Here is a 17,038-nt window from a genome sequence, read left to right on the forward strand (position 1 = left end):
AAGAATGTGCAATATTGGTGGTATCTTTAAAGCATATACCCAGATACAAAAGAAAGCCCCCTCCTTATGTCTGAATAACATTTAGGAGGGGGCTTTCTTTTTCGATAACCGAAACTTGACCCTTTTATTGGTATTAGATTCTATTAGATGAAGAGATTGTTCGATATTCTATTAAATTCATCTAATATTCACTTCATTACGTACCTCTGCCTCTTCCTATGCAATTTCATCCATTTGATCTGGTTCACTGTTTTTAGCCTCAGAAAATGTAATTTTTGCAAAATCATTTTTATTCAGGAAAAAAGCGGCGATGGTTCCACCTAATAATCCCCAAAATGGTGCACCAATATGGAAAATGGAAATTCCCGAAACGGTAATAAGAAATGAGAATAATGAACCGGCTTTAAAATTATGGGAAAAACTCATTTTCAAAGAATCAATCAGTACTCCAATCATCGCCAAACCACCGAGTGTTTTAATTAGCGATGCAGGGATTAAATGTGGAATAGATGCTGCAACAGGAGCAAATACAGCTAGAAGACATGATAATATCCCTAAAACAACAGCTGAGGTATAACGATTTTCTTTATGCCCTGATTCCTCTCCTGCTAATATACCTGTCATGGGGCCAGCAATACAGGCAGGATGCGCGCCAACAAAGCTATTGAGAATGGAGCCAATCCCGCTCCAGGAACTCATGGCATTTATGGGCGGCTTGTAATCATGACTTTCCAAAACAGCAATTCCTTGTGCATTTTGAATTGCAACCACTGTCAAAACAAGCGGGAGTACCAGCTCTCCCATTGTCGATAAATTAAATGACGGCAAGATTACATGTGGAATCGTCATCGAAAACGAAACGCCAGCCTGTGTTTTCATCGGAAAGATTTTAAGCATAATGACGGATGCGATAATCGCTCCCAAAATAGGCGGCACTTTTTTCGACAGATTTTTAAAGAAAGAGAGAAAAAGAAAGACCAACAGCGGAATCCCGTTGATTAATGGATTATCTATAACTCCATGGACCATGTCCGTTCCAAATGGAAGCAGCACACCTGACACCATCCCCATCATGATAGGTAATGGCAGAACCTTCATTAGAACACTAATCACGCCAGTTAGTCCCAGTACTAAAATAATAACCCCCGTCACAATATAAGCCCCAGCTACTTCATTTAAAGTATGATGAGTTAATGAACTTCCAACAAGAATGGCCCCCGGGATTGAAAAGGCAAACCCTATCGGCTGCCGATAATACAATGACAAAATCAGTGTTAATAATCCGCCCATCCCATAAATGCCAAAGATCCATGAAGAGACGGAGCTTTCATTCAGATGCCCAATGGATGCTGCCTGTAAAATTAGAAGCAATGGCCCTGTTGCCCCGAATATCCAAGAAACAAAACCATTAGAAAAACTGCCGATCGTTAAATAGCGAGGAAAATCGAATATGTTTTTTTTCCACAAGATGTATCACCTCTCCTTTGGCATTTTACTCCTTTTTAAATTATAATTGAAATATATATTTCGTATATAAGTTATACGTTTTAATTATAGGAGTGTGGAATCAATGGAAATAAAACAGTTGCTCTATTTTATAGAAGTAGCCAAACAACATAGTTTTACAAAAGCCAGCCAAAACCTGCATGTTTCTCAGCCGAATATAAGCAGAATGATCAGAAATTTAGAAGAGGAGGTTGGTTTCGCACTCTTAGACCGTACTTCTAATCATATTCAATTAACCGCTGCCGGAAGCATTGTATTTGAAGAAGCCACCCAGGCCCTGCAAATTCTTAATCATATCGCAGACAAACTCAATGACTTGAATCACGTTCCCAAGGGAATCATTAGAATGGGATTGCCGCCTACCATTGGATCAAAATTCTTCCCGAAAGTATTGGCGGATTTTTACAAGCTTTATCCGGGCATTAAATTTGATTTTGTTGAAAATGGCAGTAAAACAGTCGCCAAGGAAGTAGGTGAGGGATATTTAGATGTGGGAGTTGTCGTCCCCCCTGTAAATGAAGAATTATTCCATATAGTGCCTATCATCCACGAGGAAGTACAGCTTTTAGTACATGAAGACCATCGGCTGGCAAGGCAATCTTCGGTTCAGCTACAAGAACTGAAGGGGGAAGCTTTTATGCTTTATCGAGAGGACTTCACCCTGCATGGACGGATTATAGAAGCCTGTAAAAACGTGGGATTTGAACCTAATATTATCTATGAAAGCTCACAATGGGATTTAATTCGCGGTATGGTAGCCAACAATCTCGGAGTATCCCTCCTCCCCAACTCCATCTGCAGAGAAGCAGCCTCCAGCCAAATCAAAATTATTCAAGTTACTCCACTTATACCGTGGGAGGTCTCAATCATATGGAGAAAAAATCGATATCTTTCGTCTGCGACCAGAGAGTGGGTTCAGTTTGTTTGTTCTCAGTTTTCAGGGTTTGACTAATTTATCTCTAGATGTAATGATCCTCTTAATGTAGTCTTTTACAGAGATAAGCCATTTCCATTCATAATAGTAAATTGTATCAGCTGCTTTATTCCGGTAACCTGCCCCCTTTAGCACAATAAGAAAAAGTCGTCTCATGCCGGCTCTTACTCCAGAGAACGAAGGATAACAATATATCAAGGAATATAGTTATAGTGTTGTTATACACTTTTGAAATTTAACTCAAAAATTCGGAACACATACCTTTAGATTTACTGGTGATACTTTCCTTAATGGAGGAAAGATTATGTACAATTATCTTTACGAGCATTTGATAAACATATTGTTTAATTTTTGCTGGTTGTCTGTACCCTTTTTATGCTTTCCATTATTTTTTAAAGGAATAGTAATTAAATTGGCTTTGCCTAGCACAGGTCTATCTGGAAATAAAGGATTACTCTGAAGATAAGGATACTGTAGTGACTAGAAAATGACTTACAGTATTCCCTAAAATAAGTCACATGAAAACAGACTCTAAAATATAGAGTCTAATTTCTAAGTGATAATAAATTCAATGCTGTCTTAATTTCAATAAAGGTCTTGATATAATTGGAGCAACAATAAAGGAAGCAATAGCCTCTGCAATACCATTAGTCGCTACAATTGATAATAGAGCTGGTAATACCTTGCTCACATTCATATGCAAAGCCTCAGCATAAGGCTGTTTATAAAAGAGATAAGTTAATCCTAAAACCAAAATAGTGTTAGTTAAAGAACCTAACAAGGCAGCAACAGGCATTGATCCCATCATCCCTAGTTTAGTCTTTTTAAGCCACTTATAAGAATATCCAGCGAATATACCAATCAATATTCTAGGAAGAACAGAAATGAGAGGATTGACAAATATAATTGGTGCAATAGGGCTTGTCGGATCTGAAAAAGCCCTTATAAAAGTAATTAGTCCCCATACTCCCCCAATAATGGCTCCATCTTTAGGACCCAAAACAAAGGCGGTAATAATAACTGTAATTTGAATAATCGTTAAGCTTAAAGGCCCAATTGGAATATATCCGAGAAAAGGAATGAATGTTTGTAAAACAATTATAGCAATAAGTACACCTAATACAGTAATTCGATATGTTTTATTTTGTCTTTTAGTTTGATTCACTGGCGTCCCCTTTTGTATCACATTATTATTATTTTGATTACTTTAACACTATTATAATTAATATTGTTTTCTTATACCAGAATATAGCTGAATAAGCCTGCTATCTCAAATAGCCCCGTAATGCTTATACATGATAATTTCCACCTATTCTTAGTTACCTTTACATTCTCATTAAGAAACTTTACCTTCTGCACCAAAAAAGCTACTCGAGTAGTGACAGCCGAATATCGATTCTCTATATTTTTTAAAGCAGTTTTATTCCACTTAAAATGATTAAAATTGCAACAAAACCTTTTAAAGGTCTTGCAGGAAATTTTGCTGATATCTTACTTCTAATAATCACTCCGGGAATAGAACCCACTGATAAATTTCCGATTAACAGATAGTTTACATTTGCGTAAGTAATAGGAAGTAATCCGGTAGGAGTGACTAAAAGAAAGGCGTGAGTAATATCAGTGCCCACCATCTCAGAAGCTGTCATTCTGTATAGAAAGATCATAGCAACTGCAAATAAAGAACCTGAACTGAGAGAAGTACACCAACTATAAATTCAAAAATACAACCGATCAATATTGTTAAACCTTTCTTTTCTTTCACGATCTTAATTACCATTGATTTGGCCGAATTTTTTTTCAGAGAATGTGCGAGAGGAAATAAACGAAGTGTCGCAAGTGCTCCATTCCCCTTCACATCTTTAAACACTTGGCGAAGCTCTGGAAAAACAATATCTACCCACCGAATTATTTGATTAATAGAACTTACAAGACGCTTGACCACCACGTCCCGATTGGACATAAAAACACGGAGTTTCTCTAATGATTCAAAAGTGCGCCGGACAAAAGCATAATAACCGTTTTATGACCATATCTGCCATCACCAAGGCATCCTTTTGACACTTATAGAGTATTATCTCGATTCTCTTTATTTCTCTTGACTAGGTGAGGGTTTACCGTCACTACCTCCACATTCTGTTTTAACAACCACTTTGAGAGATTGATCCAATAATACCCGGTAGGTTCCATGCCCAATATAGCTACATTAAGGTTATTTGTTCTTTGTGATGATATATCCATATAAAGAAACGTGTAAATCCCTCTGCATTATTATCAAATGTAAGTGGATCACCTATATAATGCCACGAAAGTTTACAGTCTAGCTACATGGAATTGTTGAGCAATATCCACACCGACCAAAGATGTTTATCAGAAATTCTTTCTATTAGTTGATTTTGTTTGTTTTGCATTTTGAACTTCATATAAGGGTTCCTCCTTAAGTAATGAGCTAGAGTGGTGTCTATACTCATATCATACTGAAGGAGCTCTATTTTTTTCAAAGTCGAAAAATAACACTCTACAGCAATGCTAACCTACCCCTTTGGTTTAAAATAAAAAAGCCACCAAAGAATGGCAGCTTGAATAAAGTATACTCTCTAAGATTGTTTTTACATTAAATATTCCTTTACACTTTGTTGTAATGTTCCCTTCTTTATTGCTTTATCATTAAAATTTATACCAAGATGAATCATCTTCTTTACCAGTTCGGGTCTCAATCCAGTAATAACCGCTTTACATCCCATCATATCAATTCCATCCAGCACTTTATCAAAAAGATGTATTACATCCATATCCATATCTATAATACCTGATAAGTCCATAATTAAGGTATTAATTCGAACCTTAGCAATATCAGTTAATACCTTCTCTTCAATGGTCTCCATCCGACAGGAATCAATTGTTCCTATTAAAGGGAGTATTGCAACGGCAGGGCTGATGGGAATAACTGGAACAGAAAGGTGTTCAACACTTTTTCTTTGGCTATGGATCAATTCATCTTTAAAATAGGAGTAGTTAAGAAAAAATGTATTTAAAAACTGATCAATGTTATTATTTATTTTTTTCTCTAATTCAAAAAAATCTTCCCTAATGCTAGGAAAACTCACTTTAGTTTGGTATTCATAAATTAACGTCCATAAGGTTCTTCTGATTGCCTGAACCCACTCAAGCTTAAAAGCTAAAGTAAGCGAGTGCTTCGCCCATAGAACCCCTTCCTGTTTGCCAAATGATACGATATCTGCATCCTTGTTTTCTAAGATATAAACAACAAGTTTTTCAGCATTTTTTAACAGATCAATATTACCTTGCTTTAGTATATCATTAATAACTTCTGCGACGTTTACTGCTTCTTTTAATAGCATTTGTTGAAAGAGGCCTCTTTTTTCCGTAATATAATCAATCATTGCTGCCTCAAAATGGTTCTCCATTTAATATTTCTCCTTCCCCAATTACCTTTTAATAGCCTTAATTTAAGCTGCTTAGGAGACTTACCTATTATTTCACTATAATAGTTCTATGTAACTAATAGCAAATTTGAACTTAGATGAAATTATCTCCATTAGCTTCCCAATAATTAGGCAAAAGTTTTGTTGAAGCTTAAGTTCGTGAAGTTGGGAAGTAATAAATTTTTTCCGTTACTAATATCGGGGTTTACTTGCATTGTAATAACTGCCGTGTGGTTTTTATTTTACGTTTCCATAATTTACCGTATCGGTGCTTTTATGAGCCTGAAATGCCAAAAGTAATTAAAGGAATTAAACGCACAGTTCGTCTTAAAATAGCCCTAGAAAAAGTTAAAATAAACATAGATATTATTTTTAAGTAAGATCCTTGTTCTCATCCAGGGGGCCCTTTTTTGTCCGGTAATTCATTTTTCTGTTAAACTAATGCTGCCCCGTTTGTTTAAGTACATTTCTTCACATACCTACACTCGGTGTAGAAGCCCCTCGTACTGAAAGAATTAAAAAGCACACAAATAGCTTAGCTTTCTGATATAGAGTGTAAAGCATCGGCAAAGCGTGCAATCCCTTTTTCAATTTCACTGTTTTCTCCCCTTCCAAAGGTAAATCGTACATAATTCTTTTGTGTGCCCATGACGCTTCCCGGCAAAAATGCCAACCCTTTTGTTAAAGATTCTTCTAGTAAACGAGTTGGGGTTACGTCTTCGTTTAACCGGCACCACAAGTGAATGCCGCCTTTTGGTGCATGGTAACTGACACGATTTCCAAGAGTATATCGAAGACTTGCCACGATAGCATCACGTCGTTTTTTCAACTCCCACTGTAACGATGTGATATGTTGATGAAATTGACTTGATTGTAAAAAATGATGGGCGATCCATTGGGGAAAGATGCTATGTCCAAAATCCACCTGTTGCTTGGCATCCGCTAATCTTTCAATCACTCTCTTGGGTCCTATAATCCAGCCGATTCGCAAACCGGACGCAACGATCTTAGACAACGAACTGATATAAAGGACGGTACCATTGGTATCCATGGATTTTAAAGTAGGAATGAAGGTCCCGTCAAAGGATGTCAAGCTGTATGGATCGTCCTCTATTATGGGCAGTCCCAGTTCTGAAGAGAGCTCAAGCAGTTGTTTCCTTCTTGTTAGAGACATGACGGTACCAGTGGGATTATGGTAAGTTGGATTTGTAAAGACCATTTTAATTCGGTGTTTTTTATGAAGGCTCCGTATATCTTCTGGATTCATGCCGTTATCGTCAACCGGCAACAAAAAAGTTTTAAGACCAGCAGACTGAAATATAGGCAATGAGTAGCAATAGGAAGGATCTTCAATCGCAACTGCATCCCCTGGTTTCAGTAGACACTGTATAACTAAATGGAGTGCCTGTTGTGCTCCGGATGTAATAAGAATGGACAAGGGTTCTGTGTCAATTTGCTTAGTTTCTTTAATGTGTGATGTAATCGTCTTCCGGAGTTCTAGATTACCCTGAGGATGGTCATATCCCAATGGTGCTTCAAAGGGCATTTCTGCAAGAATGGACTGAAATTCGGTAGCTGGAAATAGCTCAGGAGATAGTTCTCCACTAGAAAGATTGATTATGTCGTGTTCCTGCGTTTCATTCCGAATCTTTTGAACTAGGGGCAAATTAGGAAGAAAGGAACCATACTCCACATATCTCCCCCAGTTAGGGATACGTTTATGAGCGATCCCCCAAATATCGGAGCTTACCTGTGTGCCGCTACCCTTTTTTCTGATCACCACTCCAGCTGCAGCTAATTCCTCATAGGCAGCTACCACCGTACTTCTGTTAACTCCAAGTTCTATTGCCAGCTTCCGCTCAGATGGAAGCATGCTGTCTGGCAAGTATTCACCTGAAGCAATACCATGTTCAATATAATCAGCAATTTGCCTGTACACTGCTTTGTTTGCTTTTCTGTCCGGCTTCCAATTCATTCCGCTTGCACGCCCTTTCTAAATGTAAGTTATTATAATGAATTGGATGAGGAAAGTAAAGCTTGATTGGATGGTGCTTAATCAGGACCGACAACTTATAGTAGAATTATGTACCCTTTAAATGGGATGCTTTGATGTATTTTAGTAAGGTCCCTTTTTGCAATCTCCTTGGTAGTCCTAGTGCACATCTTTTGTATATTAATAAAAAGCTACCACAAAGGAAAAAGTCCAAGGCCAATCCAATATATTTAGAAACAACCTTATCAAAAGGAGAATAGAAGTCAATGAATGCTTTAGGTGTAGCTATTTGTATAGTGATCCCATTTATTGCTTTTTCATTAGCAATATGGGTATTTTATAAAAAAAATAAAGATTTCCTATAAAAAAGCATTTCTATTCTGAATGAAGGGAAAGAAGAAATGTAAGAAAATAGCTTTTTTCGTAATCGGATTGATTGCCATTGGTTCACTAGTAGGCACACTAGTACAGACCAGGCATGCTGATGAGAACTATAGTCAGGCTGCAAAAGGAAACATTGTCCGTCTTTCCCAGATTTATGGGGCAGTGGGAATCATTGCGCCTATCGGAATCACCCTTTTTATTTTTCTAAAATAGAAGGAATTTGCAATTGACAGGGAGTGGCGGGTTTTGGAAACGACAGATACAGAGAAAATCAATAGAATAATTAAGAAACATGTCATCCCTTTTGTTAAGGACATTGATACGCTCGGATATTATCCTGAGTCATTTTTAAGAGAGACTGGGAAAGCGGGTCTGCTTAATTCCTCTAAGCTGACTGAAGATCTAATCAGAAAGCGCGAAATTGGCCTAATTGAACAGGCTGCCAAGCACTGCATGACTTCCGCTTTTTTACTTTGGTGCCAATTGGCAGCCATAGCCTCTTTAAGATTGAGCCATAATTCTTCCATTAAAGATACCATACTGCCTTTGCTTGAATCAGGGGAAGGCCTTGCGGGTCCTGGCTTATCAAACGGACTAAAGTTTTATGCGGGAGTGGAACCAATTCGCTTGCAAGCGGTCCGGACGGAAGCTGGGTACAGGGTTACTGGCTCCTTGCCAAGTGTATCCAACTTGGATCAGGGCAACTGGCTTACAATTTTAGCCTCTGTAAATGAAAACAGAAGGATAATGGGGATATTACCTGTACAATCACAGGGCTTAAGTCTTAAAGAAAAGACCGGATTTATCGGAATGAATGGTACGAAAACTAATTCCTGTTCTTTCGATCAGGTTTTCCTGCCTGATAAATGGGTCATCACAGAGGAATCAGATGTATTTATTGAAAAGCTTCGTCCTACATTGGTTCTTTACCAAATTCCTTTGGGAATTGGGGTTTCCTCTGCGGCACTTACTTCTATGTATTATGCCAGGGGAAAAATGCCGGAATTACAATATTTAAAAGTGCAACCTGAAGAACTGGAACGGGATGTAGACGAAATTAGAAAACGAATTTATTGTCTAGCTGACTTGCCTAATCTACCAAAGGTTGGGAAAGAAATGCTTTTAACTAGATTAGATGTTGTTCATGTCACTTCCAAAGCGGTATACGGTGATATGTTATTCTCAGGTGGAAGAGCTTATCTTAAAGAAAGTTCCTCTTTTAGACGGCTTCGCGAGTCCTATTTCCTAGTGAATCTAACTCCAACTTTAAAGCAATTGGAAAAGCTGAAAGGAACTATAAAGGCAGGTCCATCTTGAATAACCTCGACAGAAACTATAATTTTAAACTAAGAGTAATTAATTGCTTGACCCCCCTGTATAGTAGACACTAAAAAATGACTACTCTACAGGTTATTTGTAAAACAGGTGTAAGGTATTGTTATGAATTGGATGGGGAAAGAAAAGTTATTTGGATGGTTCCATAAGATAAAAAAAATCCTATAATATATGTATCGCGCTAGGAAAGAGTATAATTTAGTAACTAACTCATTTCTTTTCTAACATTGAAGACCGCTTTCGGCGGTTTTCTTTTTTTAGATCATATATAAGCGAATCACAGTTCATTAGACTTATGGTTGAACCATAAAGAACCCCAAATAACAGATCGTTTTAGTCTCATGTACTATTTTCGTCGCTATTTCCGAATCGTTTAAACAATTCATAAAAAAGTATTGCAGATTAGCGAACATCAATAGGTAAAAAGTTTAAACCTTTGAACTTGACTCCCGCCACTCCTTTTTGATGTAATATCTTGTTCACTAAATGTTGTTTAGCTCTGGACATCACGACCAAGGAAAAACAACCATATAGTTTACTAACAACGAATTTGCAAATTTACATGTGAGTATTTTTTCAGATAAAACTCTAAGACATTTAAATTCTTCAACTTACTTCACATTTTCTTGCAGTACTGGATAATAGACTGAAGTAATCAGTTAATTACAGTTTTGCCGACACGCCTGTAACAACCGTATTCTTTGGTACATCCTTCGATACAACTGTCCCCTGTTCTCTCAAAAGCTTTAAACTATGCATTTGATTAAAAAAAGCGACTCAACTGTACTGTTTTTTTGGAATTTTCTTAAAATAACTTTCCTAAATAATATGGGATTTGGCGCCGCCACCATATCCAATCATGCGAAACATCTTCGCCCCAATCATCAAACCATGCTGGAATTTGTTTTTCTTCAAAGGCTTCTTTTAATGTAAAGTATGAAGAAAGCCCATCCTGTTCCCAATCACCCCGCCCGGTACAAATAATGATATCTGCTAAACGATATCGATCAATAAACCAGCCGTCATTTTGATTCCATATGTAATCACTCGGTGAATTTTGGTATACAAGCGGATCATTTCCGTAATCCCCAAAAAAGAAACGTACATCGTAAACACCGCTTAGTGCAACGGTTGTTTGGAAGACATCCGGATGCCTCAAGAAAAAGTTCAATGCATGATATGCCCCCATGCTACACCCTGTTGTCATCATCGGATCAAACCAGCCTGTTTTATGTTTAATAAACGGAATAGCTTCTGAAATCACATAACGGTCATATGCTTCGTGAGCTAATGCACGGTCATGCGCCCGTTTTGAGTCGTGCAGCCAACTTTCGCTATCTATACTGGCCAATGTAAAAAACTGAACTTTTCCGGATTCAATAAAGTCATGACAAACATCTATCATTCCAAAATCATTGTATTCAGTATGGGTCCCTCCAGATGAAGGAAAAACTACGATTGGCATGCCACCGTGCCCATATCTGTTCAACAGCATTTCACGTCCTAATTCGCCACTCCAATGGTTTAGCTGTTCTATATGCATAGAAAAATCTCCTTTCCCTATCTTTTTCGTTCATGTACAAAACGGATAATTTCATCAACTTCTTCTTGCGTATCTGCAATAATCGCATAAAATTGATTTCCTTGGAGGTTCGCAAACGCATCTGGAATGCGCTGTCCTGACTTCACACGAGCGCCAAATCGTTCATAAATAGCATTCTTATCATGCTTATACTCATACACATCACGCTGTGTTACACCGACACAAAACTGGTTTTCTGCCTCGGACTCCTTAAATTCTCCTCCTGTCACAAGAGAAGCATACTGAGCAAATAAATCAATGGAGTACGCGAAATTGTACATATCAATCGTGTAGCCGCCAGCCAAGCGATTATTGTATTCAAGTGCAACATAATCCCCATTTTCTAATTTAAAAAACTCAATATGGAAAAAGCGTTCTTTCATTCCAAAAGCTTTTACGATTGCCTTTCCATACGTTTCAAGCTTTGGATCAATTTCATTTTGAATCACATAAGCTAAATCCAACTGACCCTTAACGAGTTCCAGAGTTGGCACATTATATGTAAAGCTTGTTTGGAAAACAATGTTCCCTTTCTGATCGACTAAACCATCAAATGTACAAAGCACGCCCCCTTCTACAAATGGTTCTAGGAAGTACACTTGTGCTTCTCCCCATACTTCTTCAAAATGACGTACATCCTCTTCTGAATTTAGTTTAAAGGTTGCAGCTGATCCCACTCCATTATCTGGTTTAGCGATAACTGGCAGTCCTAATTCATCAATGGCTTTAGCTAACTCCTGTTTAGTTTTAACGATTCTTCCTTCTACAACAGGCACATCTGCTTCTTTAAACAGTTTCTTCATTTCAGATTTAAACTTAACTTTTTTCAAGTCATTCGTTTTATTGCCGAACACGTTAAATTGCTCACGCAACTGTGCATCAAGTTCTAACCAGTGCTCGTTATTGGATTCAATACGGTCAATTGGACCATGTTTATAAAATAAAAATGCAACAGCACGTTTCACTTCATCTAAATCTTCTAAATTATTCACACGATAATATTCTGTTAAAGAGTTTTGTAATTCGGAACCTAATTGATGATACGGCTCTTCGCCTATTCCTAAAACATTGACACCTGCTTCTTTTAAACGATGGGCAAATGTTTGAAAATTACCTGGATAATAGGGTGATATCAAAATATAATTCATAAAAAAGCTCCTTCCTCAGAATCAAATATTCATAGTTTTTAAAAATGATAAAATCCTTTAAACTTTAAATCAATTTAAACTTTGGAAATGTTCAATAAAATTAATGAATACCACCCCTGTTCAATATAATTATCCAGTTCTTTCAATACCACTTCTCACTTAAGAAACGTAAACATTCAGGTAAGCGTTTTGCCCAAGCTTTTTCATTATGTTCTTCATTCGCAAAAATAATATTTAAACGAATGCTATCAATTGGAACAGCTTAAGTGAACTGCCAATCATTGCTGTATGATACTTATCTGATTTAGTTCGGTAATGCTTATCGATAAACGGCTTCACGACTGTCATGACAAACTCAGCAAATTCCGATCCTCTTCCTCCTAGTTCAATATCTTCAGAAAGTGGGCTTTCAGTAATTTTCCAAGGCGTATATTCATTAATTCGATCTTGTCCAGCGTTATCTATCCCAACAATAATCATTCTCGGCAAATCCGGGTTTTGTTTAATTGCCGGAATTACTTTCCATGAATACCCGCTATAAGATTCACTACTGTAGAAAACATTTTGTCCATCATGCAAATAGACAACTGGAAAATTTTCAGACTCATCCTTATCATAATTTTTCGGCAATAAAACACGCACGCGACGTTTTTCATTTTTATAAGACATATGTAATTGATGTGTTTCTAGTATTAAATAAAAACAGGATTGATTCATTTTATCTTCTTACTCCTTGGATATTAAATTAAATCTTGAGAGCCCATTATTAAATACCATATGCTATTAACCCATCCTGTTATCATTTTGCCAGCCAAACACCAATGATATTATCTCTCGCTTGTGGTATTTCTCAAGGTGCTTGACTTCAAGTCTTTCTTCATTTTAACATTTCCATTTCAACTAATCTTCCGTTAGACCATAATAGAATTATTTCTTTAAAAAGGGATGATACATTTCAGGATTAATAATTATCTTTTCAGTCATTCTCAAGTTTAAACATAAAAAAGAGCCGGTTTCACTTCACCGACTGCCGCCTTTTTGTCCTATATTGTCATACCACCATTGTGTTGTCTCGATCTGGGTGCCAATTTGGTTAAAATTCTTGATATCTTAACAATCGAACATTTCCTTGACCCGACTCTAAAACACCCGAAGTCTTCATTCTTTCAACTGTGGTCCCTTTAGCAGTAGCAAGTACCTCTGCTTGTCCGAATTTCCCTTGGCTCCAACCATATTGATCAAACCAATTAAGGCAAAACAATGTATCTGCGTCCAGTTCATCATCTGACGCATTTAAATAAGCATCTACTACTCGATTAATGAGTTGGCAATGCAGTTCGAACAGACATGGGGTTATGGTGTAATTCGTTCCACCTTTGAATTGTATTCTAAGGGATGCAAACAGTTTTGACCAGTATGTCCGCTCCCCCCTCTATTACTGACTTTTCATTTTCAATTGTTTTAACCACTTCCAGAGTGGCTTTAGTTCCGCGGACCGAGTATATTTTCTAGGACTGACCAGAAGATCCAAAGCAAGAATGGAGATACATTAAGACAGGATGCGGAATAGCTGTGTTATTTATTCAGGAGTTGTCTTACTTGTGGTCATTCCTTTTTATAAGAGTATCTATGCGTTACATAATGCATGTTAAATATGGTCGATAAGCCTACTATCTAAAAGTGGGTTTCATTTATTTTCCTCATAAGAAAGGAATGAATTGTTATAAAACATGCTCCCATAATCCAAGTTTTCCTTTCGCTGGAATCAATTTGTCCAGCAACTGCATTTCCTTAACTTGCCAAGCATAGCCTCCTACTTCAAAGTCACCTAAAAAGTAGTCATTGCCTGATACTATTTGTCCATCTTCCAGGACTGCCCATGTCTTATTGTTTTCTATAACCTTTAAACATTTTTCAAGCTGGCATACAGCAATAATCATGCCAGTTGGAAGATTGTCTTTTGTGTAACCATGCTTGCCGAGCAATGCTTGGATTGCCACATGATCACAAACCGCCTTATCTATTTTTTTACTTGTGTGAATAGCCAGCGGACCACGATAATTCGTTCTCCATGACCTTGTTTCAAACTTGGCCTCCCTAAGGACAAAAAGGCTTGCCCAAGGCTGGATCATTGATAAAACCTTCATATAATGGCCTCCAACCTAAATTCATTTTCTCTATAGAGTGTCCATGTAGAAAAAGATTATGACTAGTTTGTTTTAGTTTCTAAACTATATTGTTAGCTTATAAAATAGTGGTTTACAAACAAGACCACCACAGTAAACTGGCACCTATGTCAAGGACACAATAAAAAAAGAAATTAAGCAACTAAAAGATGATTCCTATATTGAATAGGGGTCATTTTTTTAAATTCCACTGATATCGATAATTGTTATAGTAAACCATATAATGATTAATTTTCGTCTTTAATTCTTTCAATGTTCTAACCGATCGATAATCGACTTCATCTTTTAAATGGCCAAAGAATGACTCTTGGGAGGCATTATTCCAACAGTTCCCTCTCCGAGACATAGATTGACTCAGGCCATGTTTTTTTAATAACTTTTGGTATCTTGGGCTTGTGTAATGGCTTCCTTGGTCCGAATGGATAAGGGCATCTTTATGTAGAGTAACTTTTGTATTGATTAATTTATTATTCGACTTAGTTGTGATGTCTAAAGTGATACGACTAGAAACATGATAAGCTAGGATTTCGTTAGTAGAAGCATCTTTTACGGGCGACAAATAAGCCATACAACTACCGTTATATGGTAAATAGGTAATGTCGTTAATAACACTTTTTCTGGAACTCCTTGCTTAAATTCTCTGTTTAACTTGTTTTGGGACAACCTAGTGCTCCTTTGTTTCTTTAGCAATCTTTTTATAAGGATTCGCCCTCCTATGAGGTTAGACAATTCCATATTTCTTCATAATTCTTTGTATCTTTTTACGACTAAAGATAAGGTCATAGTCATTCTCCAATATCATTTTTATGGATCGTGATCCTTTCTTATATCCCCGTCGTTTAAATGATTTTAATTTGATTTCTTTCGCTTCCAAATCCAATTGCTCTTTTGCTTCCCAGACCGAGGATGCCTTTAGGTAGCTATAATATAATAACCAGAACGGGAGACCTCTAAAAGTTCACAAAAATACTTGGTCATTCGCTTGAAGTGATTTTGTTCAATGGTCTCATGAATCAATTGATATACTCTACTCGGATTTAAGTTCTCGCTTCTGTTTAGCAGCCTCCTTTCTGTCGCTTCTAGCTTTTTTAATAGCTCCACTGTCCCTCCAGTAGCTTGATTCTTGCTTCCTGCCTTTCAATGAATTCGGACGGTGTAAGTTCCCGTTTTAATGGTCTGCCAGACCCTGTCTTCCTCGAATCGGTAAGCCCAATTAATCCATTGTTTTCAAAAGCTTTCTTCCACCTATGAGCTGATTGTTCAATTCGCTTCATTCCTATAACTTCCACATCAAATCCGTTTTCTTTAAAGATTTGTCGACGTAGTTTACCAGCCAGATACTCATCTATGAATCTATTTTTAAAGGAATCAGTATAGGTAATAGCTCGCTCGCTAACATGTTGAACATTTGGATTCTTTTGAAGTGTTTTTATCTCTTTAGTTGAAAATGTTATCTTACTCATGATGTCCCCTAATCCTCATATCTTAAAATTCAAGTATATAAAAAAATACCTGTAGTAAGAAATGTACCCGAGGTTTCTTTGGTGAAAATATTTAATACCGTTAGAACAGGTGTACACCTCAAAAACCTTGTACAATTGAAGTTCTGTTATATGAAAGTTGTTCAATTTCTTAAACATACGATTGCATAGCTTAAGTATGAAATAAAAATGTGAAAGAGACAGTTTGGTAACTGCCTCTCTTTTTACTCTTCTTTCACAAAAGCACCCGTTCGTAAAAGTTATCTTATAAACAGAGAACGTTCATAATTTAATTTTTAAGTTTTATGAACGCGAAAGAATGCCATTTTTAAACAAAAAATACCTGTTCGGAAAAGTGTACTTTTTCGAACGGGTTCATAGGTTGGAAACATATAGAATTTATTTAATTCAGAATAATTTTATAAAAAACCATTGGTCCGTTGAAGAACTTCATACAAATAACGAATAACAAATGATTGTCCTTAAAAAGAAAAAAGGAAAAAGGAAAAATGACCTCAAAAGAGTGTCGCTTTGACAAATATTTATTACATAATATGGTATAACACTCCAACTCCTAAAGTAACATTGAAAGTTTAAACCTTTGAAAACTTTTAGAATTATAATCTTTTAAACTATTGGGTAGTCCACCACCACTACATTTGCACATACATTTTCTAAAGATTTTACAAACTCTTGGTGAGCAGGGTGTGGACCGTATTGATCTAGAGAATCTTTATTTTCAAAGGTAACCCGTAATCCTAATCCGTAACCTTGTTTTCGTTCTTCCTCTTCCGTTATGTTAAAACCCGCAGAAATTTCAACAATCCCTGAAATTTTTTCTTTAAGACTGAGCAGTTTTTCAAGAAGTTCCTGCTCTTTTTTGGGAGTAATATTTTCATTAAATTTAAAAATTACCAAATGCTCGTACATCTTTTTACATCCTCTCAATACGTTTTTTTAATGAGATGACAACAATATATAAAAATAATCTTAATTTTGACTTATTTCCTTAATAAAGCACTACACTACATTTAGTACAAAACTTC

General features: G+C 36.7%; 14 protein-coding genes and 2 pseudogenes. 3 read left to right on the plus strand and 13 right to left on the minus strand.

Features of this window, described 5'->3' with window-relative positions:
- Positions 1-216: 216 nt before the first annotated feature.
- The gene (locus A5N88_RS09810) at positions 217-1,467 is read right to left on the minus strand and encodes a benzoate/H(+) symporter BenE family transporter (protein ID WP_198160231.1); all 1,251 of its coding nucleotides are present in this window, start codon (positions 1,465-1,467) and stop codon (positions 217-219) included.
- Between the two features lie 103 nt (positions 1,468-1,570).
- On the opposite strand from A5N88_RS09810, the gene A5N88_RS09815 reads away from it, so the two are divergent.
- The gene (locus A5N88_RS09815) at positions 1,571-2,458 is read left to right on the plus strand and encodes a LysR family transcriptional regulator (RefSeq protein WP_066265288.1); all 888 of its coding nucleotides are present in this window, start codon (positions 1,571-1,573) and stop codon (positions 2,456-2,458) included.
- Positions 2,459-3,008: 550 nt separating this feature from the next.
- On the opposite strand, the gene A5N88_RS09820 is transcribed toward A5N88_RS09815, so the two are convergent.
- The 5 genes and pseudogenes from A5N88_RS09820 to pdxR all read right to left on the minus strand — a co-directional run bounded on the left by A5N88_RS09820 (position 3,009) and on the right by pdxR (position 7,858).
- On the minus strand, positions 3,009-3,605 hold the full coding sequence (locus tag A5N88_RS09820; RefSeq protein ID WP_066265290.1) for an ECF transporter S component: 597 nt from the start codon (positions 3,603-3,605) through the stop codon (positions 3,009-3,011).
- Between the two features lie 244 nt (positions 3,606-3,849).
- Positions 3,850-4,104 (minus strand): TSUP family transporter, encoded by a 255-nt coding sequence (locus A5N88_RS25815; RefSeq protein WP_066265292.1) that lies wholly within the window; start codon positions 4,102-4,104, stop codon positions 3,850-3,852.
- A gap of 142 nt (positions 4,105-4,246) precedes the next feature.
- Positions 4,247-4,860 (minus strand): annotated as a pseudogene (locus A5N88_RS25820) (IS110 family transposase); the annotation flags it as partial.
- Between the two features lie 186 nt (positions 4,861-5,046).
- Positions 5,047-5,841: an STAS domain-containing protein gene (locus tag A5N88_RS09835; RefSeq protein ID WP_232317559.1), complete on the minus strand. Its 795-nt coding sequence runs from the start codon at positions 5,839-5,841 to the stop codon at positions 5,047-5,049.
- Between the two features lie 577 nt (positions 5,842-6,418).
- A complete protein-coding gene (gene pdxR / locus A5N88_RS09840) occupies positions 6,419-7,858 on the minus strand; it encodes a MocR-like pyridoxine biosynthesis transcription factor PdxR (RefSeq protein ID WP_066265296.1) in 1,440 nt (479 codons plus the stop codon).
- A 402-nt stretch (positions 7,859-8,260) separates the two neighbouring features.
- On the opposite strand from pdxR, the gene A5N88_RS09845 reads away from it, so the two are divergent.
- A complete protein-coding gene (locus tag A5N88_RS09845; RefSeq protein WP_066265299.1) occupies positions 8,261-8,473 on the plus strand; it encodes a hypothetical protein in 213 nt (70 codons plus the stop codon).
- Positions 8,474-8,506: 33 nt separating this feature from the next.
- Entirely contained in the window at positions 8,507-9,577 is a 1,071-nt protein-coding gene (locus tag A5N88_RS09850) for an acyl-CoA dehydrogenase family protein (protein ID WP_083953100.1), read from the plus strand.
- Between the two features lie 823 nt (positions 9,578-10,400).
- On the opposite strand, the gene A5N88_RS09855 is transcribed toward A5N88_RS09850, so the two are convergent.
- The 7 genes and pseudogenes from A5N88_RS09855 to A5N88_RS09880 all read right to left on the minus strand — a co-directional run bounded on the left by A5N88_RS09855 (position 10,401) and on the right by A5N88_RS09880 (position 16,922).
- Entirely contained in the window at positions 10,401-11,138 is a 738-nt protein-coding gene (locus A5N88_RS09855) for an esterase family protein (RefSeq protein ID WP_066265308.1), read from the minus strand.
- Positions 11,139-11,155: 17 nt separating this feature from the next.
- A complete protein-coding gene (locus A5N88_RS09860; RefSeq protein ID WP_066265310.1) occupies positions 11,156-12,325 on the minus strand; it encodes an ATP-grasp domain-containing protein in 1,170 nt (389 codons plus the stop codon).
- Positions 12,326-12,559: 234 nt separating this feature from the next.
- On the minus strand, positions 12,560-13,042 hold the full coding sequence (locus A5N88_RS09865) for an alpha/beta hydrolase (RefSeq protein WP_066265312.1): 483 nt from the start codon (positions 13,040-13,042) through the stop codon (positions 12,560-12,562).
- A 376-nt stretch (positions 13,043-13,418) separates the two neighbouring features.
- Positions 13,419-13,586, minus strand: a complete 168-nt coding sequence (locus A5N88_RS26560) for a DUF8807 domain-containing protein (RefSeq protein ID WP_496197088.1) — start codon at positions 13,584-13,586, stop codon at positions 13,419-13,421.
- Between the two features lie 460 nt (positions 13,587-14,046).
- Complete coding sequence (locus tag A5N88_RS09870) at positions 14,047-14,472, minus strand: ASCH domain-containing protein (RefSeq protein WP_066265314.1); 426 nt, start codon at positions 14,470-14,472, stop codon at positions 14,047-14,049.
- A gap of 173 nt (positions 14,473-14,645) precedes the next feature.
- Positions 14,646-15,974 (minus strand): annotated as a pseudogene (locus A5N88_RS09875) (IS3 family transposase).
- 645 nt (positions 15,975-16,619) lie between these two features.
- Positions 16,620-16,922, minus strand: coding sequence for a Dabb family protein (locus A5N88_RS09880; protein WP_066265318.1), 303 nt, complete (start codon positions 16,920-16,922; stop codon positions 16,620-16,622).
- Positions 16,923-17,038: the final 116 nt, after the last annotated feature.

It is taken from the genome of Heyndrickxia acidicola, from assembly GCF_001636425.1.
Lineage (GTDB): Bacteria > Bacillota > Bacilli > Bacillales > Bacillaceae_C > Bacillus_AE > Bacillus_AE acidicola.

What these genes read in the sequence shown, in the direction of transcription:
- A5N88_RS09845 (WP_066265299.1), top strand. Translation starts at nt 8,261, where the DNA reads ATGAAGGGAAAGAAGAAATGTAAGAAAATAGCTTTTTTCGTAATCGGA.
- A5N88_RS09865 (WP_066265312.1), bottom strand. Translation starts at nt 13,042, where the DNA reads ATGAATCAATCCTGTTTTTATTTAATACTAGAAACACATCAATTACAT.
- A5N88_RS09815 (WP_066265288.1), top strand. Translation starts at nt 1,571, where the DNA reads ATGGAAATAAAACAGTTGCTCTATTTTATAGAAGTAGCCAAACAACAT.
- A5N88_RS25815 (WP_066265292.1), bottom strand. Translation starts at nt 4,104, where the DNA reads ATGATCTTTCTATACAGAATGACAGCTTCTGAGATGGTGGGCACTGAT.
- A5N88_RS09870 (WP_066265314.1), bottom strand. Translation starts at nt 14,472, where the DNA reads ATGAAGGTTTTATCAATGATCCAGCCTTGGGCAAGCCTTTTTGTCCTT.
- pdxR (WP_066265296.1), bottom strand. Translation starts at nt 7,858, where the DNA reads ATGAATTGGAAGCCGGACAGAAAAGCAAACAAAGCAGTGTACAGGCAA.
- A5N88_RS09855 (WP_066265308.1), bottom strand. Translation starts at nt 11,138, where the DNA reads ATGCATATAGAACAGCTAAACCATTGGAGTGGCGAATTAGGACGTGAA.
- A5N88_RS09880 (WP_066265318.1), bottom strand. Translation starts at nt 16,922, where the DNA reads ATGTACGAGCATTTGGTAATTTTTAAATTTAATGAAAATATTACTCCC.
- A5N88_RS09835 (WP_232317559.1), bottom strand. Translation starts at nt 5,841, where the DNA reads ATGATTGATTATATTACGGAAAAAAGAGGCCTCTTTCAACAAATGCTA.
- A5N88_RS09860 (WP_066265310.1), bottom strand. Translation starts at nt 12,325, where the DNA reads ATGAATTATATTTTGATATCACCCTATTATCCAGGTAATTTTCAAACA.